The sequence below is a fragment of the Paenibacillus sp. FSL R5-0407 genome, from assembly GCF_038009185.1.
Lineage (GTDB): Bacteria > Bacillota > Bacilli > Paenibacillales > Paenibacillaceae > Fontibacillus > Fontibacillus vini.
The window spans coordinates 380858-400061 of the sequence record NZ_JBBPAX010000001.1; the positions used below are offsets into that span (position 1 = coordinate 380858).

The 19204-nt window shown below is 42.1% G+C and carries 28 protein-coding genes and 1 pseudogene; all 29 read left to right on the top strand.

Annotated features, from left to right (window positions below):
* Positions 1-88 precede the first annotated feature (88 nt).
* Positions 89-574 carry a tetratricopeptide repeat protein gene (locus NYE70_RS01900; RefSeq protein WP_341044851.1) on the top strand — a complete coding sequence of 162 codons (486 nt, stop codon included), beginning with the start codon at positions 89-91 and terminating at the stop codon, positions 572-574.
* A 41-nt stretch (positions 575-615) separates the two neighbouring features.
* Positions 616-972: a hypothetical protein gene (locus NYE70_RS01905; RefSeq protein ID WP_341044852.1), complete on the top strand. Its 357-nt coding sequence runs from the start codon at positions 616-618 to the stop codon at positions 970-972.
* A 6-nt stretch (positions 973-978) separates the two neighbouring features.
* On the top strand, positions 979-1899 hold the full coding sequence (locus NYE70_RS01910; RefSeq protein WP_341044853.1) for an AraC family transcriptional regulator: 921 nt from the start codon (positions 979-981) through the stop codon (positions 1897-1899).
* Positions 1900-2023: 124 nt separating this feature from the next.
* Positions 2024-2425 (top strand): NIPSNAP family protein, encoded by a 402-nt coding sequence (locus NYE70_RS01915; protein WP_341044854.1) that lies wholly within the window; start codon positions 2024-2026, stop codon positions 2423-2425.
* Positions 2426-2454: 29 nt separating this feature from the next.
* Entirely contained in the window at positions 2455-3345 is an 891-nt protein-coding gene (locus NYE70_RS01920) for a PhzF family phenazine biosynthesis isomerase (RefSeq protein WP_341044855.1), read from the top strand.
* A gap of 13 nt (positions 3346-3358) precedes the next feature.
* Positions 3359-3742, top strand: coding sequence for a hypothetical protein (locus NYE70_RS01925; protein WP_290408024.1), 384 nt, complete (start codon positions 3359-3361; stop codon positions 3740-3742).
* A gap of 26 nt (positions 3743-3768) precedes the next feature.
* The gene (locus NYE70_RS01930) at positions 3769-4233 is read left to right on the top strand and encodes a VOC family protein (RefSeq protein WP_211021212.1); all 465 of its coding nucleotides are present in this window, start codon (positions 3769-3771) and stop codon (positions 4231-4233) included.
* Positions 4212-4745, top strand: coding sequence for a DinB family protein (locus NYE70_RS01935; RefSeq protein ID WP_247681658.1), 534 nt, complete (start codon positions 4212-4214; stop codon positions 4743-4745). Before NYE70_RS01930 ends, NYE70_RS01935 begins: the two co-directional genes overlap by 22 nt.
* Positions 4735-5760 carry a DUF4339 domain-containing protein gene (locus tag NYE70_RS01940; protein WP_211021213.1) on the top strand — a complete coding sequence of 342 codons (1026 nt, stop codon included), beginning with the start codon at positions 4735-4737 and terminating at the stop codon, positions 5758-5760. Before NYE70_RS01935 ends, NYE70_RS01940 begins: the two co-directional genes overlap by 11 nt.
* Positions 5761-5779: 19 nt before the next feature.
* The gene (locus NYE70_RS01945) at positions 5780-6280 is read left to right on the top strand and encodes an NUDIX domain-containing protein (protein WP_341044856.1); all 501 of its coding nucleotides are present in this window, start codon (positions 5780-5782) and stop codon (positions 6278-6280) included.
* A 109-nt stretch (positions 6281-6389) separates the two neighbouring features.
* Positions 6390-7094: a response regulator transcription factor gene (locus NYE70_RS01950; protein WP_213654920.1), complete on the top strand. Its 705-nt coding sequence runs from the start codon at positions 6390-6392 to the stop codon at positions 7092-7094.
* A complete protein-coding gene (locus NYE70_RS01955; RefSeq protein ID WP_213654921.1) occupies positions 7091-8074 on the top strand; it encodes a sensor histidine kinase in 984 nt (327 codons plus the stop codon). The genes NYE70_RS01950 and NYE70_RS01955 overlap by 4 nt, the downstream gene beginning before the upstream one ends.
* Before the next feature lie 205 nt (positions 8075-8279).
* Positions 8280-9050: an ABC transporter ATP-binding protein gene (locus NYE70_RS01960; RefSeq protein ID WP_211021217.1), complete on the top strand. Its 771-nt coding sequence runs from the start codon at positions 8280-8282 to the stop codon at positions 9048-9050.
* A complete protein-coding gene (locus tag NYE70_RS01965) occupies positions 9025-10959 on the top strand; it encodes an ABC transporter permease (protein WP_341044857.1) in 1935 nt (644 codons plus the stop codon). Before NYE70_RS01960 ends, NYE70_RS01965 begins: the two co-directional genes overlap by 26 nt.
* An 82-nt stretch (positions 10960-11041) precedes the next feature.
* Complete coding sequence (locus NYE70_RS01970; protein ID WP_211021219.1) at positions 11042-11338, top strand: DUF418 domain-containing protein; 297 nt, start codon at positions 11042-11044, stop codon at positions 11336-11338.
* Positions 11339-11438: 100 nt separating this feature from the next.
* A complete protein-coding gene (locus NYE70_RS01975) occupies positions 11439-11642 on the top strand; it encodes a zinc ribbon domain-containing protein (protein ID WP_213654923.1) in 204 nt (67 codons plus the stop codon).
* A 178-nt stretch (positions 11643-11820) separates the two neighbouring features.
* The gene (locus NYE70_RS01980) at positions 11821-12372 is read left to right on the top strand and encodes a histidine phosphatase family protein (protein ID WP_341044858.1); all 552 of its coding nucleotides are present in this window, start codon (positions 11821-11823) and stop codon (positions 12370-12372) included.
* A 16-nt stretch (positions 12373-12388) separates the two neighbouring features.
* Entirely contained in the window at positions 12389-12844 is a 456-nt protein-coding gene (locus tag NYE70_RS01985) for a GNAT family N-acetyltransferase (protein WP_341044859.1), read from the top strand.
* 49 nt (positions 12845-12893) lie between these two features.
* A complete protein-coding gene (locus NYE70_RS01990; protein WP_213654924.1) occupies positions 12894-13415 on the top strand; it encodes a DinB family protein in 522 nt (173 codons plus the stop codon).
* A 39-nt stretch (positions 13416-13454) separates the two neighbouring features.
* Positions 13455-14072, top strand: coding sequence for a hypothetical protein (locus tag NYE70_RS01995; protein WP_341044860.1), 618 nt, complete (start codon positions 13455-13457; stop codon positions 14070-14072).
* A 26-nt stretch (positions 14073-14098) separates the two neighbouring features.
* Positions 14099-14605 (top strand): GNAT family N-acetyltransferase, encoded by a 507-nt coding sequence (locus NYE70_RS02000; protein WP_211021223.1) that lies wholly within the window; start codon positions 14099-14101, stop codon positions 14603-14605.
* A gap of 25 nt (positions 14606-14630) precedes the next feature.
* Complete coding sequence (locus NYE70_RS02005; protein WP_341044861.1) at positions 14631-15059, top strand: DUF1801 domain-containing protein; 429 nt, start codon at positions 14631-14633, stop codon at positions 15057-15059.
* A pseudogene (locus tag NYE70_RS02010) lies at positions 15060-15679 on the top strand (pyridoxamine 5'-phosphate oxidase family protein).
* The gene (locus NYE70_RS02015; protein WP_341044862.1) at positions 15651-15995 is read left to right on the top strand and encodes a YobA family protein; all 345 of its coding nucleotides are present in this window, start codon (positions 15651-15653) and stop codon (positions 15993-15995) included. Before NYE70_RS02010 ends, NYE70_RS02015 begins: the two are co-directional and overlap by 29 nt.
* Positions 15996-16104: 109 nt before the next feature.
* Positions 16105-16593, top strand: a complete 489-nt coding sequence (locus NYE70_RS02020; protein WP_341044863.1) for a GNAT family N-acetyltransferase — start codon at positions 16105-16107, stop codon at positions 16591-16593.
* Positions 16590-17252, top strand: coding sequence for an HAD family hydrolase (locus NYE70_RS02025; protein WP_341044864.1), 663 nt, complete (start codon positions 16590-16592; stop codon positions 17250-17252). The genes NYE70_RS02020 and NYE70_RS02025 overlap by 4 nt, the downstream gene beginning before the upstream one ends.
* Positions 17253-17722: 470 nt before the next feature.
* Complete coding sequence (locus NYE70_RS02030; RefSeq protein WP_341047494.1) at positions 17723-18163, top strand: GNAT family N-acetyltransferase; 441 nt, start codon at positions 17723-17725, stop codon at positions 18161-18163.
* Between the two features lie 38 nt (positions 18164-18201).
* Complete coding sequence (locus NYE70_RS02035) at positions 18202-18585, top strand: nuclear transport factor 2 family protein (protein ID WP_290408039.1); 384 nt, start codon at positions 18202-18204, stop codon at positions 18583-18585.
* 17 nt (positions 18586-18602) lie between these two features.
* Complete coding sequence (locus NYE70_RS02040) at positions 18603-19187, top strand: HD domain-containing protein (protein WP_341044865.1); 585 nt, start codon at positions 18603-18605, stop codon at positions 19185-19187.
* The last annotated feature ends 17 nt before the right edge of the window (positions 19188-19204 follow it).

The window sequence follows — 19204 nt, forward strand, 5'->3', positions numbered from 1 at the left end:
GGTACCCAATGCCATTTCTTTTTTAGCAAATAATGGATCACTAAGGTTATAATGATCTTGAATAGATAGTAAAAGGAATGATATAGACATGGAACAACAATTAGAAGTTGCCATTCAATTAAGAGAATCAGGGAAATTGGAAGAGGCACGATCTTTATTACTTGAATTATTGGATCAACAACCATTAGATCCCTCTGTCTGGTATCAATGCGCTTGGATTCATGACATTCTGGGATTAGAAAGTGAAGCCGTGCCTTATTATAGAAAGTCTCTAGAGCTTGGATTAAGGGGAGAGGAGAGACAAGGTGCATTATTAGGTCTGGGAAGTACATATAGAACTTTGGGGATGTATGAGGAAGCCAAAACCATATTTGAGACGGCAATGAAAGAATTTCCGGACCGAAGAGAATATCAAGTTTTCTATGCTATGGTTCTATATAATAAGCAGGCATTCAGCGAGTCAATGTCCATATTATTAAAGCAACTGGCGGAAACAAGTAACGATGAGGGGATCCTAAGCTATAAGAACGCAATTTTATTTTACTCGGATAAGTTGGATCAGATTTGGGAGTAAAGGGAAGGAGATCAGATTTGATTAAACGAATAGTCTCTTGTATGTTCATTTTAACATTGATTTGTATATCAGGATGCTCCAAAGATAAGGAAGTAAGGATACTTGGGAATTGGGTAGGGGACCAGGCTTCCCAAAAGATTGGAACATATGAGGAATTGAGTCAATACAATTACATGGAAATAACCGTGAACGAATTCATAATGAAAAACTTTGTGTATTCGAGTCAGGATAATAAGATGGTAAAGATCTTCAATCAAGATGAAAAAGAAATGAAATATAAACTATTAGAAAATGATCAAATACAGATTAACAACAAACGATATAAAGTGAATTTGAAGAAAAATGAAATGACAATTAGTAATGAAAACATAGAAATCCATTATATAAAAGAAGGATAGTACCGAATGAATCATTATTCAGAACGAATTGATGATGTAATTAAATATATCGATGATAATTTTTCAAGGAAAATAAGTCTGGAGGAACTTGCAAAAGTCTCCAACTTTTCTAAGTATCATTTCTGCAGGGTGTTCTCGTCGATTGTTGGAATGACGCCATATAGTTTTTTAAATAGAAGAAGATTGAACACTTCAGTAGAATATCTTTTAAATACAGATAAGACAGTACTGGAAATATCTATGTTGTGCGGGTTTGATTCTGCGTCAAGTTTTAACCAAGCCTTCAAAAAGCTTTACGGTAGTACTCCTGGAGATGTAAGAAAAGATCCAACCCTGATTAGCAATATTCCCTTATATCATGGCAACAAACAGGAAGAAACATTACAACCTTCTCGTTATTCTGAAAGTGGGATTACAAATAACTTTCTGAGGAGGATCTGGGAAATGAATATTGCCATTAAGGAGCTGCCGGATTACGAGGTTGCGTATGTAAGACACGTTGGTAGCTATCTGGAAACCCGTAAAGCATGGGAGGTATTGGGTGAATGGGCCGCTATGAACGGCCTCTATCCACCCGAGCACTCCTATATCGGGATCTCTCTTGATGACGCAAGTTTAACGGATGAATATGCATGTCGTTATGATGCCTGTATCACGATCAGGGGGGAACACAACAAGGATTTTGACCCGAATATTAAGTATAAAACTTTAAAGGGAGGCCTTTATGCATTGTATCCGTTCTACGATACGATCGAAAAATTCGCTATCGCATATCAAGTTGTATACGGACAATGGATGCCGGGCAGCGAATACGATCCCGATGATAAACCCTGCCTGGAGTTTTGTATGAATAATCCCTTTGAGGATCCCGATGGTAAAGCTAAGGTTAATCTATATATACCGATAAAGAAAAAAGCAGAAGAGTAATCACAATAGAATCCCGGACATCTCACGACCCAGCCTAAGATATAAGAGCTATCTAGGGCTGGGTTGTTTGGTAAATGCAATAATCTTCGGATTAATAAAATAAGGTTATGAGGGATGTGAAAACATGTTTTACAGACGAAAATATTACATTGTAAAAAACGAATTCGTCGAGATTTTCAATTCTCATTTTAATGAAATAAATTTACCGAACCAAACTAAACACGGCGCTCGATTAGTTGGGCGATGGATGAGCCAGCATGATGAATCTACTACTGAAATTTTTGCCATTTGGGAATATGACAGCTATGAAACATATAGGGCTATTGAAACCAAAGTAAGAGGAGACATGGAACACGTTTCGAAAATAGAACAATGGTATGAGAAATTCGGAGGACGGGAGAATGTATTTAAGGAGTACATACTGGACGTTAAGAATGATCAGATATTTTCAACATTATCAAATGAAAATAATCAAAACGAATCCGATCATCAAGATGTACAATTTTGGTTGAAAACTGAAAAGTGACCCTAAATACAAAAGAAAGTGAGATCGAAATGCCTAAAAGAAAAGTACTCCATTATGATGCATTTTCATCGATCGCCAACATGGGAAATCCGGCTGGCGTCGTTCTGGAAGCTGATGACTTAGATGAAAAATCAATGCAAGCGATTGCTGAAAAGGTTGGATTTAACGAAACCGTATTTATAACGAGTTCGAAAAAAGCAGATTTTAGACTGAGGTACTTTACGCCAGGTCATGAAATTAATCTTTGTGGTCATGCTACGATTGCGTCAATGTATTGCTTGAAAACCTTAGGATTGTTACAAAATAAAGATTCGATAACGATCGAGACGAATGTTGGTAATTTACCCATTTCCTTTGCAAATAGAAAAGGAGATTTATTTATAACCATGAAGCAGGATCAACCCCGATTTATTCCGTATCATGGTTCAATCTCGGCCCTAGCCGACAGCATGGGGCTTCCGGAAGAAACGATCGATATATCCAAGCCTATTGTCTATGGAAGCACTGGTACCTGGACGCTGTTAATACCTATAAAAGGGTTGGATCCATTCGCAAGAATGTGTCCCAACAACGAGATGTTTCCTGAAGTATTGCGCGAGAATCCAAGATCATCCATACACCCGTTCTGTATTGAAACCATGGATAGGAATGCTTTTATGCACGCGAGGCACTTTTCATCCCCGTACTCAGGGACGAAAGAAGACGCGATTACAGGTACTGCATCGGGCGTGATGGGGGCCTATTATCTGACGTACTTGAATGAAAATAGTGAGGCTGCAGATTTTTTTGTTGAACAAGGTCAAGAAATTGGCAGGGATGGAAGAGTACATGTCCAAGTTATACGTAATGAAAGTAAAATGGATGTTTATATTTCCGGAACAGGAGTTTTCGTTCAAGAATTTGAAGTTCAGTATCCTTAAGGAGCGGGATAAAATGAAATCTCCAGGTGGCTCGATATTTCCTTATTATTATAAGGGTGGCGAAATTCATTGCTTGAAGTATGGTAGTAAATATAAGGATGAAGGAACGCTTTTTGAATTAATGAGACAGGAAGAAGAGTTTATCTTTAAAACCAATAAGAAACTTAAAATATGGATAGATATGTATAAGACATCGGTTACAAGTGCGGTTCTTAATGAATTAATAAACAATCTAACTAATTTAGATCCCTATATTGAAAAACTAGCGTTCGTTGGCTTTTCTAGAATAAATCAATGGCGATTTAAGCGATACGTGAATAAAGCAGGAATCAAGAAACCAGTTTCGTATTTTTCGGACCCGGAGGATGCTAAGACCTGGTTAGTATATGAAAGATAGAATCTATTTTAATGGGAGGAACGATTATGCGGGAAAACGAGGAAATCAAGATAGAGGAAAGTCTGGAGGACATTACGGGTGTAACTTGTATTTATGTACCAGTTAATGATGTTTACGAGTCTATTAAATGGTACCAAAAGAATTTGGGGTTTCAACCCGCACACCGAGATCATGTTGAGCCAGGGATGGAGACTGCAGTTTTGAATTTACCTGATCGGAACGGAAATATGCCTTCGCCTGGGTTACGGCAAGTTGTGCCTGCTCTTTTCCTGCATAAATCGGACGAGGAAGGCGGTCGATTACGCTTTGCCTGGACATTGGATAACGGAAGACCCCATGCCATGGCCTGTTTCATAACTCCACGGATCGAAGAGCTATATGAACGTTTTAAGGAAAACGGTGTGAATATCATTGGAGAACGAATGACAAGCGGACCAAACATCACGTTCGCAGATCCGGACGGCAACATATGGGAAGTATGGCAACCATAGAGGAAGGGGCACTTAAGATGATAGACTTGTTTAAATATAACTGGATGGTTAGAGAAGAATGGTTTAGTAAATGTTCAAAATTATCGGAAAACGAACTTGTTCAGGAGCGTCAAGGGGGGCATGGCTCAATACTTAAAACTCTCTTTCATATTATTGATGTGGAATGCAGTTGGATACAAGCAATACACGGCGATGTGGTTTCCGAACCGGATTATGAACATTACAAGTCATTGGAACTGATTCGACAATTATCAAGGGAAAGTCAAGAGATAGTGAATAAACACCTATTGAAATGGTCTCCAACAGAAGAATTTAAGACTGTAACCGTGCCATGGTCAGCTGATACTTATTATTATGGTGAAGTCATAAAGCATGTGATCGTACACGAAATACATCACATGGGTCAATTATCCATATGGGCGAAGGATGTAGGGCTTGATGCGGTCAATGTAAACTATATAGGTAGAAGAATCATGGATGGTCATAAGGGGTGTTCGAAATATGTTTTGTAGTAGATGCGGGGAGGAGCAGAAGGAGCAGGAGAATTTAGTCTGTCCCAATTGCGGTAATAATGTTTTTACCCCCTATAAACTTAAGGGTTTAAATTGGAAGAAGCCCAAAGAAAGTGATAGAAAATTTGAAGATATAACTTTTTACCCGAATATTAAAGTAAACCCCGAACACGAAGCCGAAAAATGGTTCTATGTGTTTAATGGGGAGAGGTACGGCCCTGTTTCAAGGCTTGAGCTGCTTCATCTTTATAACGCTGAAAGAGTATTTTTAAGCACTAAGGTATGGAAATCAGGAATGTCAGATTGGGCCGATATAGGCCAGACAGATTTAATTGATAGAAGTATTGTACCGCCGCCTTTGAAGGGTGAAGATATTAACAATACATTAGTATGGATATTGGCGTTCACACCCATTTTAGGGACTTTGTTAGAGTACATACTATCTGGAGCGATCGGTGTGGCTAGCGGTTCACTATGGTTCATTACGACAATACTCAATACCATACTGTGTGTAATTGATGAAAGAAAGATAAAAAGAGCAGGTCATAACACTAAAGAAATGTTGTTGTGGGCCATATTCATCATTCCCGTTTATCTTTTTAGAAGAGCACATATATTGAAACAGAAAAGTGCTTACGCCATTGTTTGGTGTATTACGTTTGCAATTTTGATCTTCGCCCCCACGTGGATTTCCGGAATTATCGGCATTGCCGACCCAAGTGCTGTTAATATGGTTAAAGAGGGGACCATGAATTCGTATCCTGATAAAACAATAAGTCAGATGGTAGATAACTATTTTCTAAATCCAAAATGGAAAGCCATTGTAGCGGACGATAATAATACATATGTTAATGTGATGGGCAAGATTACATATCTAGGAGACGACACCAAAGTACTGATTCAATACAAACTGATTGATGATAGTTCATTTGAGTTTTATGCCTTGGAATTTAATGGGGTGCCGCAAGATATGACAACTTATACTGCATTAATGAATAGCATGTATGCCGAGTGAAGAAAAGGAATGATGAAGGATGGAAGTTAGACAAATGTCTACAGCCTTTCTATTTAATGAAAACAAAGTAATTATGATGAAGAAGGATTCAAGTAGAATTACAGATACTGTGTTTTGGACAGGACTCGGTGGGCATTTGGAGGCGGATGAGCTGAATTCTCCGAAAAGGGCCTGCATTCGAGAAATTTACGAGGAATCCGGAATACAAGAGGAAGAAATTGAAGAACTAAAATTAAGATACATATTATTACGAATAAAAAAGGAAGAAATAAGGCAGCAATTTGTGTATTTCGGAAAAACCAAAGTATTAGACTACATAAATTCAGAAGAAGGGGAATTACACTGGATTGATAAGGATAAGATTTTAGAGCTGAGACTATCAAAAATTGTAAGCTTCATGATGGAACATTATTTGGAGAACCCAGATAAAAACGAAATTTTTGTAGGAACCATTACAATAAATCATGAAGAACAACCAGAAATACAGTGGGCGGAACTTAAAGATCCAAAGATATTTTAGATAATCGGGAGACTAATTCGAATTTTTCAACCGCACATGAAAAGGCAGTAATATGGTATAACAGATTTTAAGGCACGAGTGTTTTTCGCGGAAAGGAGATGGATCAAGGATGTATAGGATCCTCGTTGTTGAGGATGACGTAAAGATCGCGGACAAACTTCGTTCATCCATGATGAAATACGATTTCAGCGTGACGGTTGTCGAGGATTTTAGTCAGGTGCTTGATATGTTTCTGGAAACGGAGCCTCATTTGGTGTTGCTGGACGTGAATCTTCCGAAGTTTGACGGTTTCTACTGGTGCCGGCAAATCCGGGCGAAGTCGCTTTGCCCGATTATTTTTATCTCAGCGCGCGATGGACAGATGGATCAGGTTATGGCTCTGGAGAACGGGGCTGATGATTATATAACGAAGCCTTTTGACATGGAGATTGTGATGGCCAAAATCCGCAGCCAGCTTCGTCGTGCCGTCGGGGCGTACTCATCCGGGCGGGAGCAGGAGCGGAGTATCGAATATGCGGGGCTCGTGTTGTATCCCGAGCGCTTTATGGCGTCATACCGAGGGACTTCGACTGATTTTACGCAAAAAGAAACCGATCTGCTGACGATGCTGATGGAAAAGGGCGGCCGGGTCGTCAGCCGGGAACGATTGCTGGATATGATGTGGGAGGATCAGCACTTTATCGATGACAATACGCTAAACGTCTATATCACGAGAGTACGCAAGAAGCTTAGAGAGCTGGGAGCGGAAGCCGGGATCGAAACGGTCCGTGGCGCCGGCTACCGGATTGCCGCGGAAGAAGAGCCTCCGGTATGAAGCTATTCTGGAAGGAACAGTTGCCGCTGATTCTGTTTTTTACCGCTCAAATGCTGCTTGTCCCTTTCGTTTACGGGTTGACGGGCGAAGGACGTCCGGTACGGATCATCCTGTACGGGATTCTGCTGAGCGTCTCGGTGCTGGGGATCTATCTCGGTTACCGGTATTTTACGCATCGTGCGATGTATAAATCGCTTTCCTCCGAGGAGCCGCCTGGCGAGTTGTTCAATCCGCCGCTGGGAGACGCTGCGCTGCCCGAGGCTTTTCACGAGCGGCTCGCCCAATTCGAGGGGCTGTACCGCGAACAGCTTCACCGGCATCAGAGCCGGACCGAGCAGCATCTGACTTTCATGAACCGTTGGGTCCATCAGATGAAAACGCCGCTCTCGGTCATCCAGTTGACACTCTCCGACGTGGAGGAAGAACACGCCGAGAGTATCCGCGAGGAGCTTGAACGAATCCGGAAAGGATTGGATATGGTTCTCTATTCCGCCCGCCTTGAGCATTTCGAACAGGATTTTGCGGTTGAGGCCATCGGACTGCTCGGGGCGACAAGGGAAGCCGTCGTGGAGAACCGCGCGCTGTTCATCCGTAAAGGAATCACGCCAAAGTTCGAGATCGACCCAGAGGCGCGCGTGTTTACGGATGCCAAATGGTTTCGCTTTATGCTGGGCCAGATTTTAACCAATGCGCTGAACTATTCCGGCGGTCCCGGGAAAGAAGTGGTTCTTACTGCGGAGGACGCCGGAGAGCACATCAGGCTCCATATCCGTGACGAAGGCATCGGGATTGCACCGGAGGATATCGACCGGGTGTTTCGTCCCTATTTCACGGGGGAGCGGGGAAGGCAATACCTCGAATCGACCGGCATGGGGCTTTATCTCGTACGGGAAATCGCCGGAATGTTAGGCCATAATGTTGAGCTGGAATCCACGCCCGGGAAAGGGACGACGATCAGCTTATCGCTTCGCAAAGTGTAGAGCAACAATGAAGGCACATCCTGAGGAGGGTGTGTCTTTTTGGCTCTGATTTTTTAGGCATATCACTCTACGCGAACGAAAAAGCGAACATAACCTTATCGCAAATGTAAGCTTCGGTTCACCTAAACCGATGGCAGCCCAAAGATGAACTGTCGTAAAGTTAGTGTATAATTTGAACACAGAACAGAAAGGAGCTGCTTCAGCTTTGGATATTCTCGAAGTGAAGGCACTAAACAAAGTCTACTCGGGCAAGGTGGCCACACAAGCCCTGACTGATATTCATTTGACGATCCGCGAAGGGGAATTTGTCGGCATCATGGGGCCGTCGGGCAGCGGGAAGACCACCCTGCTGAACATGGTATCCACCATCGACCGTCCCAGCTCGGGCGAAGTCAGAATTGGGGGACAGAATCCATACAACATGAGAAAAAGGGAACTGGCCCTTTTTCGCCGCCAACAGCTCGGCTTCGTCTTTCAGGATTTTAATCTGCTTGATACGCTTACCGTCGCCGAGAATATTGTACTACCGCTCACGCTGGACAGACGTCCGTTAAAAGAAATGGATGGCCTGCTTAAGCAAACAGCCTCTAAGCTTGGAATCGAAGGCATTTTGAACAAACGCATCTATGAAATTTCGGGAGGCCAGCGGCAGCGGACAGCGATTGCCCGGGCCATTATCGGATCGCCCCTGCTGCTGCTGGCGGACGAGCCGACCGGTGCGCTGGATTCCCAATCCTCGCGGGCGGTCATGGAGTCGATGGCTGAGATCAACGAGAAGGACGGGACGACGCTGATGCTGGTCACACATGACCCGGTGGCCGCCAGCTATTGCAACCGCATCGTTTTTATCAAAGACGGAAAACTGGCGGCGGAAATTCACCGCGGCGAGAACCGTCAGGCTTTTTTCCAAAAAATCATCGATATGCTGTCGTTCTGGGGAGGGAATACGAGTGAACTTTCCTCAATTCGCGTTTAACAACGTCCGCCGCAATGCGCGAGCTTATATCGCCTATTTGCTGAGCAGCTCGTTTATGGTCATGATATTTTTCACTTATGCCGTATTCGTGTATCACCCGAAAATCGCCAACTCCGAAATGGGAAACATGACCCGGGTTGGCATGAGTATCGCGACTGCCATCGTCTATGTGTTTGCCTTCTTTTTCGTGATGTATTCCATCAGCGTGTTTCTGAAATCGCGTAACCGCGAATTCGGCATTCTGACAATTCTGGGCGCGGAATCCCGCCAAATCAACCTGTTAATCTTCCTTGAGAATATACTGATCGGCGCCGTGGCCATCGTGACGGGAATCGCGGCTGGCTTGATATTGTCCAAAGTGTTTCTGCTCGTTAGCACCAAAGTGATCGATTTGGACGACTTGCCCTTTTACTGGCCCGCCAAAGCGATCCTGCTGACTGCCGGAGCATTTATTCTGCTGTTTCTGTTTATTTCCATGTTTACATTAATGTTTATCCGGAAACGCCAAGTGCTGGATCTGCTTACGGGAAGCAGCAAGCCGAAAAAAGAACCGAAAGCGAACGTTTTTACTTTCCTGCTCGGCATCGCCCTGCTAGCGACCGGGTATTGGGCTCTCCATGGGAAGAAACTCGATGAGCTCGGACTTTTGATCGCGGCCGTCACCGGGATCGCAGGAACGTATTTTTTCTACTCCCAGCTATCCGTCTGGATTGTAAAAAAGCTGCAGCGCAGCCGCAGTGCCGCCTGGAAAGGCACGAATCTGCTGTGGATCTCCGAGATGAGCTATAAGTTGAAGGATAACGCACGAATGCTTTTTCTCGTGACTGTCGTCGTTGCTTTGGCATGCATGAGCACTGGATTTGTTTTGGCTTCCCAGCAGGCGATCAAGGATTCCTATATAAGCAACCCGTTCAATTTTAGATACACGACTTACAGCGATGGGGATGTAAAGAAGGCTGAGGAAGACCTTGCCTACATCGAGAAATCTCTAGGCGCGGAAGGCGTGGAATATCGCGTGGCGAAGGTGGATTTGATCCCAGACAACAGCTACGCGGCGGGGAAAGAGAAGACCGTGCTGATCTCGCAAAGTCAGTTTAACCACTTGGCATCGGTCATGACAATCGACCCGGTGGAACAACTCGGGCAAACCGAATCGGTACTGGTACAAACTCCGGAAAGGGAACGTAAATACCCCCCTCAAGGGAATACCATGGATGTTCGAATTGCTGACTCGACGTATGCGTTCCGGTTTGTTTCCCGTACGGAAAAAGTCGCTTCTCTATCCTATACGGGGAAGCTGCTGGTCATCCAGGATGAGGAGTTTGAGCGGCTGAAGCGGGAACATCAGGCCTGGGGAGATTACATTCAAAATACCACCGTCTATATGGCTCCCGATTCCGGGAAGTTTCCCGGCAAGGAGGATCCGGAAACGAAGCTGGGCCTTGAGCTGGCCGAGTGGAACCGAAGCGGAGATCATGGAGGTTTTCTTCAATCCCGGGCGGAAAATTACTATTCCTTTAAACAAACCTTCTCCCTCTTTAGTTTTATCGGTGTATTTATCGCGCTGATATTCTCGGTCTCCTCGGCAAGCTTTCTCTACTTCAAATTGCACACGGAGCTGTCAGGCGATGCGGTGATGTATCGCTCCTTGTCGAAAATCGGGCTAAGCAGCCGGGAAATGAACTTCTCAGCGACCATTCAGATAGCCGTTTTGTTCTTTATTCCGATCGCGGTGGCCACGCTTCAGTCGCTGGTTGTACTCGGGCCGGTCATGGAGATGATGAATTCGATGAGTCCCGTCTATGTCCCTGTGATAACCGCCTCGGCGGCCTTTCTCGCCGTTCAGACCGTGTATTTCCTTGTTGTAAGAGCCCGCTATATCAAAGCGGTCAATAAAACGATGGTTTAAAGCCCGCTTTTCGTGAGAGGAAAATAGAAATGAACCAGTCTACCGCTATCAACGATAGATTTCCGTTTTTGGACCTCTCTTATTGCTGAACGGGACCCGTGCGGGAGCACGGCTGCTTCAGCCGCTTCAAGCCTACGGCCGAATGGCGCTGAGCAATTATATCGGACAAACCGTGCTTCTGCTTGCCATTCAGTCTATTTTCCTGAAAACAGACACGACGACCTATGTTGTATCTACGCTGGTGAGTCTTGGAATCGTAGCGGTACAAATTATTGCGAGCAACCTTTGGATGCGGCGATTTCGATTTGGACCGTTGGAATGGTTGTGGAGATGCGGGACTTATTGGAGTATTGTGCCGATAAAAAAGGAGAAGAATTAACGTAGAGCCAGGAGATCAGAACCTAAGGGAGTGTCATTGATGCAACTTAACATACGGTACTAACGTATTACCATTTATCATACACAGGGAGTGAAAGATGATGAATGACAAAGGGTGCATCAAATGCGGAAGCAGAGACGCTAAGACGAAAGAAGTCGCCATGACCGGGACGGGCCTCTCCAAAATGTTCGATATCCAGCACAATCAATTTATCGTTGTATATTGCGGAAATTGCGGATACTCGGAGTTCTACAATAAACAATCTTCGGCAGGATCGAACATTCTTGATTTATTCTTTGGATAACCCTAATTAATGGTTCGGCGGGCTATCGCCCGTTTGCTGACCGATGTATAATCGTGGAAGGAAGCTCACACACAACTATTGCCTCAGCCTAAGATAAGAGTTATCTAGGTTGGGGCATTTCTTTTATCCAGAAAGTTAATACAACACAAAAAATTCAGATGGAAAATAGGTGTGGGGAATGTTGAAGTCAATATATCTCGTTAGACATTGCCAAGCAAGTGGCCAAGATCCGCAAGCCCAACTAACCGATGAGGGGGTTCATCAAGCAGGGCAGTTAGCTGAGTTTTTTAAACATAAACCAATCGAATATATAGTATCAAGTCCATTTGTTAGGGCGATAAATACGATTCAACCTTTAAGTGAATTAATTAAAGTGGAAATTCATAGGGATGAGCGGCTGCAAGAACGGATTTTAAGTGCAACCCCCTTAGCAAATTGGATGGAGAAACTCGAAGAAACCTTTTATGATTTCGAGTTAAAGTTTGATGGCGGTGAATCTTCAAACGAGGCGTTAGGAAGGGGACTGGAAGTTATCGCAGAACTGTTGGACAGACCGGAAAAGAATTTTCTAATCGTAACTCATGGAGCATTACTTTCCCTAATTATTAAACAGTACAACAAGGATTTTGGATTCGAGGACTGGAGGCGGCTCTCGAATCCAGATGTATATAGATTAGAAATTCAAGATCATATAACTGAAATAAATCGAGTTTGGCCAGATCATATATGAAGAGGGGGGCGTCGAAATGACCGTCGAAATGACTACGTGTAGACTTGTTCATGAAGATGAACTGGAGGATCTCCTTCTGTTATATAAATTTTTGCAACCAAGTGACCCTGAATTAGTCAGAGACCAAAAATTGTACGGGCATTGGCATGAAATCTTAGCTGATAAAAATATGAAGATAATTGTTGTAGAACACCATGGAGTTATCGTGGCGTCATGCGTTTTAGTGGTCATAAAAAACCTAACCCGAAATGCTCGACCTTACGGATTAATTGAGAATGTTGTGACGCATGAAGCTTACAGAAGGATGGGATTTGGACGAATGGTATTAGGGAAAGCCAGGGAGATTGCTAGAGAACACGATTGCTATAAAATCATGCTTATGACAAGTTCCAAGAGTGATGAAGTACATACATTTTATGAGAGTGCGGGCTTGATGAAGGGGAAGAAGATGGGCTTCATTTCATATATGTAGAGAATTTATCAAATATCCTATTTGATAAGTGTAAAGGAGGAAGACAGCAATGCTTTATGATTTACAAGGTGAAGCCAATATGGCGCCTATTGTTGGAATGCTATGGTCCGCTGTGAGAGAAAACAACCAAAGATTAAAACTTATTACGGAAGGCATGACCCTGGAAGAAGTAGATTATAAAGGTCCTGACGGCAGCTATAACAGCACCGCTCAATTAATCAGACATCTTCTGTATGTAGATCTCAATTGGGTGTATAGGATAAAGGGCGAGTCGCTTCCTAAAACATTAAAAGAGCAATTTGGTCCCATGATCGATGAGAATAATCGGCTTCCCATGATTGAAGGCAAGTCTGTAGTTACTCTTATGACAAACTATGAAGAAGTAATTAAATTGTTGGAAGATGTCTGTATACAATTATCAGATAGTGAGCTTGAGAAAATCGTCTATTTCGGACATGAAAATGAAAAGCAAGCAACCATCCGGTGGGGAATTTGGCATATGGCCGACCATAGCAGGTATCATCAAGCCCAAATCAATCAGCTTAGAAAATGGTACAGAAACGTTATCTGATAATTGTCGAATAACAATAAAGAAAAAAGGAGCTATATCATGACTTGGAAGCAAGCTCTCACCACTTTTTGCGATTTTTATTCGGAATCCGGCCTAACGACTAAGTGGATTATTGTAGGTTCGGTCGGTTCAGTACTTCAGCACGCCGTCATGACTCCAAATGATTTAGATATTTATGTGCGGAATAGCGAAGATGTTGCTCAGATCGCTGAACTTTTGAGTCCATTCCATATAAAGAATAAAACTGAACTTTCATATTTTGATCCGGAATGGCTCTCCTCGGATGAAGAACCATTTTTTACTCAATCCTTCCCTTCCGGGTTTACATGGACAAAAGGGAAATGGAAGATTCAAGATTTTCATGTGGAAGTGGTGCAAATTTCGAATTCAGCGGGAATACCCGATTCAGAAACGGGGGAAGGGATATGGGAAGGCGGACAGCATATTTGGAATTTAACGAAATATGTTGAGTTTGAGAATCGCCTGATTCCGGTCGTTCCCTTAGAAATCCAGCTTGAATCCAATATCAGAAGAGGAAGACAAGATCGGGTGGATGCCATTTTGCAAGCATTAATAACTCATGGTTACGACAAATCGTTGTTAAGTAAGGCACTATCAAATACAAACAAAGAGCAATATAAAGATCTGATTACGTAAATCGATCATTAAGGAAGTGAGATTGCATGAACTTAAAGATTCGGAAATTAGCAGAACATGATCCATGGATCATTTCAAATGCTTTTAAGGAACAGGGTTGGGAAAAACCGGCTGCTCAATTCGAAAGGTATGTTTCCGAACAGAGTAATGGAGATAGAACGACACTAATAGCCGAAATCGATGGTGTATTCGCTGGCTATGTGAATGTTATTTGGGAATCCTATTATCCAGCATTCAAGGAAAGAAATATTCCTGAAGTAAACGACTTTAATGTTCTATTGAAGTTTCAGCGGTTAGGAATAGGATCAAAGTTAATGGATAAAGCAGAAGAAGTCATAAGGGAAAGATCATCCCTTGCCGGTATCGGGGTGGGCGTCTTTGGTGACTATGGTAATGCCCAAGTGCTATATGTAAAGCGAGGATATGTCCCGGATGGGAAAGGGATACACGATGGTCAACATTATATTAAATATGGGGATAGCGTCGTCATAAATGATGACATTGTCCTCTATCTCATAAAGACATTGGATTAGTACTCTCTAGAAGGGAGCTGAACTTATGACTATTAATAAGAACCCATCCAGTAATAAATCAAAAAAGCTATCAGGAGAACAACAAGTCGCTAATTTTCTGGCAAACCTTGAACATCCCCTAAAGGCGGAAATCGAAGAAGTTCGAACCATCATATTAAGTGCGAATGACGAAATAACAGAACATATTAAATGGAATGCACCAAGTTTTTGTATTAACAATCAGGATCGGGTGACTTTTAATCTCCATGGTAAGGAGGGTTTCCGTCTTATTTTCCATTGTGGATCTAAAGTTACAGGTAACGAAGCGAAAGAACCGTTTTTCGAAGACACCACCAAACTATTGGAATGGGTAACGGGGGACAGGGCAATTGTAAAGTTCACCAGCATGAACGATGTAGTAACCAACAAAGAGAACCTGAAGGAAATCGTTAAGAAATGGATTGGAGCGAATTAGATGCTCGGATTTGAGGATATTGTTCAATCGGAGGAAGAAATTCGGGAGTTAATCGGTTACCCGAGTGAACTTGTAAATAATAAAGTTATCGATTCTCTGGACGCACATTGTAAGGAGTTTATTTCCTTGTCTCCATTATTGTTTATATCTTCGTCAGATAACCTGGGATTTTGTGATGTTTCCCCACGTGGAGATGAGCCGGGATTTGTATATGTTTTGGACGAAAAGAGGATTGTCATTCCCGAAAGGCCCGGTAATCGAAGGATCGACTCTATGAGAAATATTTTGAACAATCCAAGAGTTGGTTTGATATTTGTTATACCTGGACTTGAAGAGACATTACGGGTAAACGGCAGAGCACAGATTATTAAAGATAAGCAATTATTAAACCGCATGCAAGCCCATGGGAAGACGCCTTTGCTTGGGTTAGGCATCGTTATTGAAGAAATTGTGCAAAAGCCTTTAAAAGATCGAAACTATGGAGCCCGGATTCCTGGACAGATAAACAGGAGTTGCCGAATATACCCCAAATGATATCCAAGCATGCCAATAAACTAGGATTATCAGAAAGCGAGGTATCTGATGCTATGCATGAGAGCTATACAAAAAGGCTTTATTAGTAGCATGCTATTAATTCTGATGATTGTCTTGCTCGCGGGTTGTAACTCCGATGAAGGGTCTTTGAACCAAACACGATATGATGGAGAAGGATATATTTTGGAAGTAACCGGAGATCGTATTTTAGTGATTGACCAACCCTATGTAAACAAAACTTGGAAAGATATTATGGATGTTTATACCGGTGAAGCAATATGGTTAAGCACGAATACAAGAAATTTGAAACCCGGTCAAAAGATCCATTACAAGATTAGGGGCGGAATCGATGAATCCTACCCATCTCAAGCAGAAGCTAAAGAGATTGTTATTTCAAAATAAAATCCATAGATTTCTCTATTTCCAACCCAAGCTTAAAATATAAAGTATACGCACCTGAAGGCCATTGTAAGTTTTAAGCATCAGCGCTATGAAAGGAAGGACTCTGAAGATGCGAATTGTAAAAGCTGATCGACAAGACCTGAAAGAGATTCTGGAATTGCAGTATCTGGCCTATCGAAGTGAAGCGGAAATTTATAACGATTATAACATACAACCGCTTAGACAAACCTTAAAGCAATTGGAAGAAGAGTTCGATCAACAAGTTATACTTAAAGCGGAAATGGATGGATTGATCGTTGGTTCGGTGAGAGCATTCGTGGAGCAAGGAACGTGTTATATCGGTAAATTAATCGTACATCCTGAATATCAGAACAAAGGAATCGGAACGACTCTCATGAATGAAGTGGAGAATTACTTTAAAGGATGCTTGAAATTTCAATTGTTCACCGGTGATAAGAGTCTGAGGAATTTACACTTGTATACTAAATTAGGATATAAGGAGTTTGAATCAGAAGAAATCAACCCAAAGCTGAAGATTATTTATTTAGAAAAGGAGGCGTCTAGGGACAATATTTTGAAGGGCGGCAAGCATCTATGATTAGATCCGTTATATTTGATCTGGACGGAACTTTATTGGACCGTAACATTTCCTTATACCGCTTCGTGGTCGATCAGTATGATAGGATCATTAAGAACACTAAGAATATAGACAAGGAGAGCTATATCCATCGTTTTATTGAACTGGATCATCGAGGATATGTTTGGAAGGATAGAGTCTACCAGGAACTAATCAAGGAATTTGACTTACCGCTGGATTGGAATGAATTATTAACGGACTATAAAGATGGATTTTGTAAGCATACCACACCATTTCCCAACACCACTGAATTATTGGAAAATCTCATAGGCAAAGGATACAAACTTGGGATGATTACAAACGGATTTGGTGACTTTCAATCCAGCAATATTCAAGCTTTAGGGATACAGGAATATTTTGCAGTGATATTGATCTCGGAAATAGAGGGCATTCGGAAGCCGGATCCGGCTATCTTTAAAAGAGCAAGTAGTTTGCTGGGCGTAAGACCTGAAGAGTGTGTTTATGTTGGCGATTATCCTATCAACGATGTTACGGCCAGCAAAAGTGTGGGAATGAAGGGGATCTGGAAGGAAGACACCTTTTATAACGATGACTTTGAATATGATGGAATTGCACGAGACTTACTGGATATAGAAAAGTTGATTGAACAATGGAGCTGAAATGTGAAGGGGGTTGGTGACCTATCGTTAAGCAATTCATAAGTATGAATATGGTCAGCATACTCTATGCTTTCTTTATATTCGTGCCGATCGAGCTTATGGTAAATGTATATAGAATTAGCCGGCTGACTGGCTGGGATCTTAAAACAATCAATACATTAAATACGATCCTCCTGTGTGCAGATATTATATTTGGCACAGTGATCTTATATATGCTGACCACAAAATGGTTAGGCAGAAGGAAACTAAATTACCTGACGATCATCCTTTGGGCACCCTACTTTATTTTGTTTACATATATCTTTGCTAGATTATTTCCTATTACTTATGGCGGAGACGATCCAAATCCGGTAACAGGTTTACTAGCCATTGGAATGCTGTTGTTATATCCGATTTACATTTTTTTTATGAACCTGATTCATGCATTGAAATGATTTCATATCCATAATCGACATAAAGATGCAGGAGGAATATTGATGATACAACTTAAGGAAATCGACCGCAACAATTTTTTTGATGTCATTAAGCTAAGTGTGGCAGAGGAACAAAAGGATTTTGTAGCGACAAATTTATTTTCGCTCGCCCAGGCTAAAGCTTTTCCGGAATGTATTTGTTTAGCCATTTATGATGATGACGTTCTGGTTGGATTTACGATGTACTGTATAGATGAGGACGACCATGAATATTGGATTTACCGGTTAATGATAGACGCCAAGCACCAGTCCAAGGGCTATGGAAGGGCAGCCATGGAGCTGCTTATAGATCGGATTAAAGAAGATGAACAACATCGGGTTATCCACATTAGCTTTGAACCAAATAATGTGCAGGCTAAACATTTATACGAAAAATTAGGCTTTGAAGCGGATGGCCGCGTGATTGATGGGGAAGTCGTTTACAAGCTGGAATATTGATCGATCATTATAAGATTTCTTCAGGGAGGGAATGAATCATGGAAGAGGCGGAAATCCAATCTCTCATTAAACGCTACATCCAGGCGTATAATTCTTTTGATGTTAATGGAATGGTTGATCTCTTGCACGAGGATATTGAGTTTCGAAACATTTCCCATGGTGAAGTGGATACAGAAACTAAAGGAATGGATCAATTTCGTAATTTAGCCGAGCAATCGATGACGATCTTTTCGCAAAGGGAACAAACGATAACACAGATGATAGTTAATGGGGATAAGGCAGAGGTGGAAATTAATTATGAAGGCAAATTGGCGGCGGATCTGCCTAACGGATTGAAGGCTGGGGACTCCATAGAACTTAAGGGGAAAACCATCTTTCTTGTAAGAGATCAAAAGATAGCTGTGATCGAAGACTATAGTTAAACAAGGAGCTGGGCTTGATGGAGAAAATGCTAAAGCAATTTAACTTCATAGTTGAAATAGATAAATTAAAAACCATTGAAAGAAGAACGAAAATCATACATGGATCCAGATTAGAAAACGATGCAGAACATTCATGGCATCTTGCAATGATGGCGATGATTTTGCAACATCACGCAAATGAGAACATTGATTTGCTCAAAGTGATTAAAATGCTTTTGATACACGATTTAGTGGAGATTGATGCAGGCGATACATTTGCATACGATACGGATGGGCAAGTTGATAAATTTGATCGTGAAACTAAAGCTGCCAAAAGATTGTTTGGAATGTTACCCGCCGAACAAGAGGAAGAATTTACTCAATTGTGGCTTGAGTTTGAAAATAAAGAGACGGACGAAGCAAAATTCGCTTCCTCACTGGATCGACTGCAGCCGCTCATACATAATTCATTGAATCAAGGGGATACATGGCAGAAATACGGAATTACCAGCGAACAAGTTATCAACCGGAATAAGGAGATTCATCACGGATCGGAGAAGCTGTGGGAGTATGCTCAAACCATTATTAAGAGTTCCGTCGAGCAGGGAATTCTGAATAAGTAATATAACATTAATAGGAC

Bases quoted from the DNA above. Each gene is read 5' to 3' on its own strand.
- NYE70_RS01900 (WP_341044851.1), top strand. From the start codon at position 89: ATGGAACAACAATTAGAAGTTGCCATTCAATTAAGAGAATCAGGGAAA.
- NYE70_RS01905 (WP_341044852.1), top strand. From the start codon at position 616: ATGTTCATTTTAACATTGATTTGTATATCAGGATGCTCCAAAGATAAG.
- NYE70_RS01910 (WP_341044853.1), top strand. From the start codon at position 979: ATGAATCATTATTCAGAACGAATTGATGATGTAATTAAATATATCGAT.
- NYE70_RS01915 (WP_341044854.1), top strand. From the start codon at position 2,024: ATGTTTTACAGACGAAAATATTACATTGTAAAAAACGAATTCGTCGAG.
- NYE70_RS01920 (WP_341044855.1), top strand. From the start codon at position 2,455: ATGCCTAAAAGAAAAGTACTCCATTATGATGCATTTTCATCGATCGCC.
- NYE70_RS01925 (WP_290408024.1), top strand. From the start codon at position 3,359: ATGAAATCTCCAGGTGGCTCGATATTTCCTTATTATTATAAGGGTGGC.
- NYE70_RS01930 (WP_211021212.1), top strand. From the start codon at position 3,769: ATGCGGGAAAACGAGGAAATCAAGATAGAGGAAAGTCTGGAGGACATT.
- NYE70_RS01935 (WP_247681658.1), top strand. From the start codon at position 4,212: ATGGGAAGTATGGCAACCATAGAGGAAGGGGCACTTAAGATGATAGAC.
- NYE70_RS01940 (WP_211021213.1), top strand. From the start codon at position 4,735: ATGTTTTGTAGTAGATGCGGGGAGGAGCAGAAGGAGCAGGAGAATTTA.
- NYE70_RS01945 (WP_341044856.1), top strand. From the start codon at position 5,780: ATGGAAGTTAGACAAATGTCTACAGCCTTTCTATTTAATGAAAACAAA.
- NYE70_RS01950 (WP_213654920.1), top strand. From the start codon at position 6,390: ATGTATAGGATCCTCGTTGTTGAGGATGACGTAAAGATCGCGGACAAA.
- NYE70_RS01955 (WP_213654921.1), top strand. From the start codon at position 7,091: ATGAAGCTATTCTGGAAGGAACAGTTGCCGCTGATTCTGTTTTTTACC.
- NYE70_RS01975 (WP_213654923.1), top strand. From the start codon at position 11,439: ATGAATGACAAAGGGTGCATCAAATGCGGAAGCAGAGACGCTAAGACG.
- NYE70_RS01980 (WP_341044858.1), top strand. From the start codon at position 11,821: ATGTTGAAGTCAATATATCTCGTTAGACATTGCCAAGCAAGTGGCCAA.
- NYE70_RS01985 (WP_341044859.1), top strand. From the start codon at position 12,389: ATGACCGTCGAAATGACTACGTGTAGACTTGTTCATGAAGATGAACTG.
- NYE70_RS01990 (WP_213654924.1), top strand. From the start codon at position 12,894: ATGCTTTATGATTTACAAGGTGAAGCCAATATGGCGCCTATTGTTGGA.
- NYE70_RS01995 (WP_341044860.1), top strand. From the start codon at position 13,455: ATGACTTGGAAGCAAGCTCTCACCACTTTTTGCGATTTTTATTCGGAA.
- NYE70_RS02000 (WP_211021223.1), top strand. From the start codon at position 14,099: ATGAACTTAAAGATTCGGAAATTAGCAGAACATGATCCATGGATCATT.
- NYE70_RS02005 (WP_341044861.1), top strand. From the start codon at position 14,631: ATGACTATTAATAAGAACCCATCCAGTAATAAATCAAAAAAGCTATCA.
- NYE70_RS02015 (WP_341044862.1), top strand. From the start codon at position 15,651: ATGAGAGCTATACAAAAAGGCTTTATTAGTAGCATGCTATTAATTCTG.
- NYE70_RS02020 (WP_341044863.1), top strand. From the start codon at position 16,105: ATGCGAATTGTAAAAGCTGATCGACAAGACCTGAAAGAGATTCTGGAA.
- NYE70_RS02025 (WP_341044864.1), top strand. From the start codon at position 16,590: ATGATTAGATCCGTTATATTTGATCTGGACGGAACTTTATTGGACCGT.
- NYE70_RS02035 (WP_290408039.1), top strand. From the start codon at position 18,202: ATGGAAGAGGCGGAAATCCAATCTCTCATTAAACGCTACATCCAGGCG.
- NYE70_RS02040 (WP_341044865.1), top strand. From the start codon at position 18,603: ATGGAGAAAATGCTAAAGCAATTTAACTTCATAGTTGAAATAGATAAA.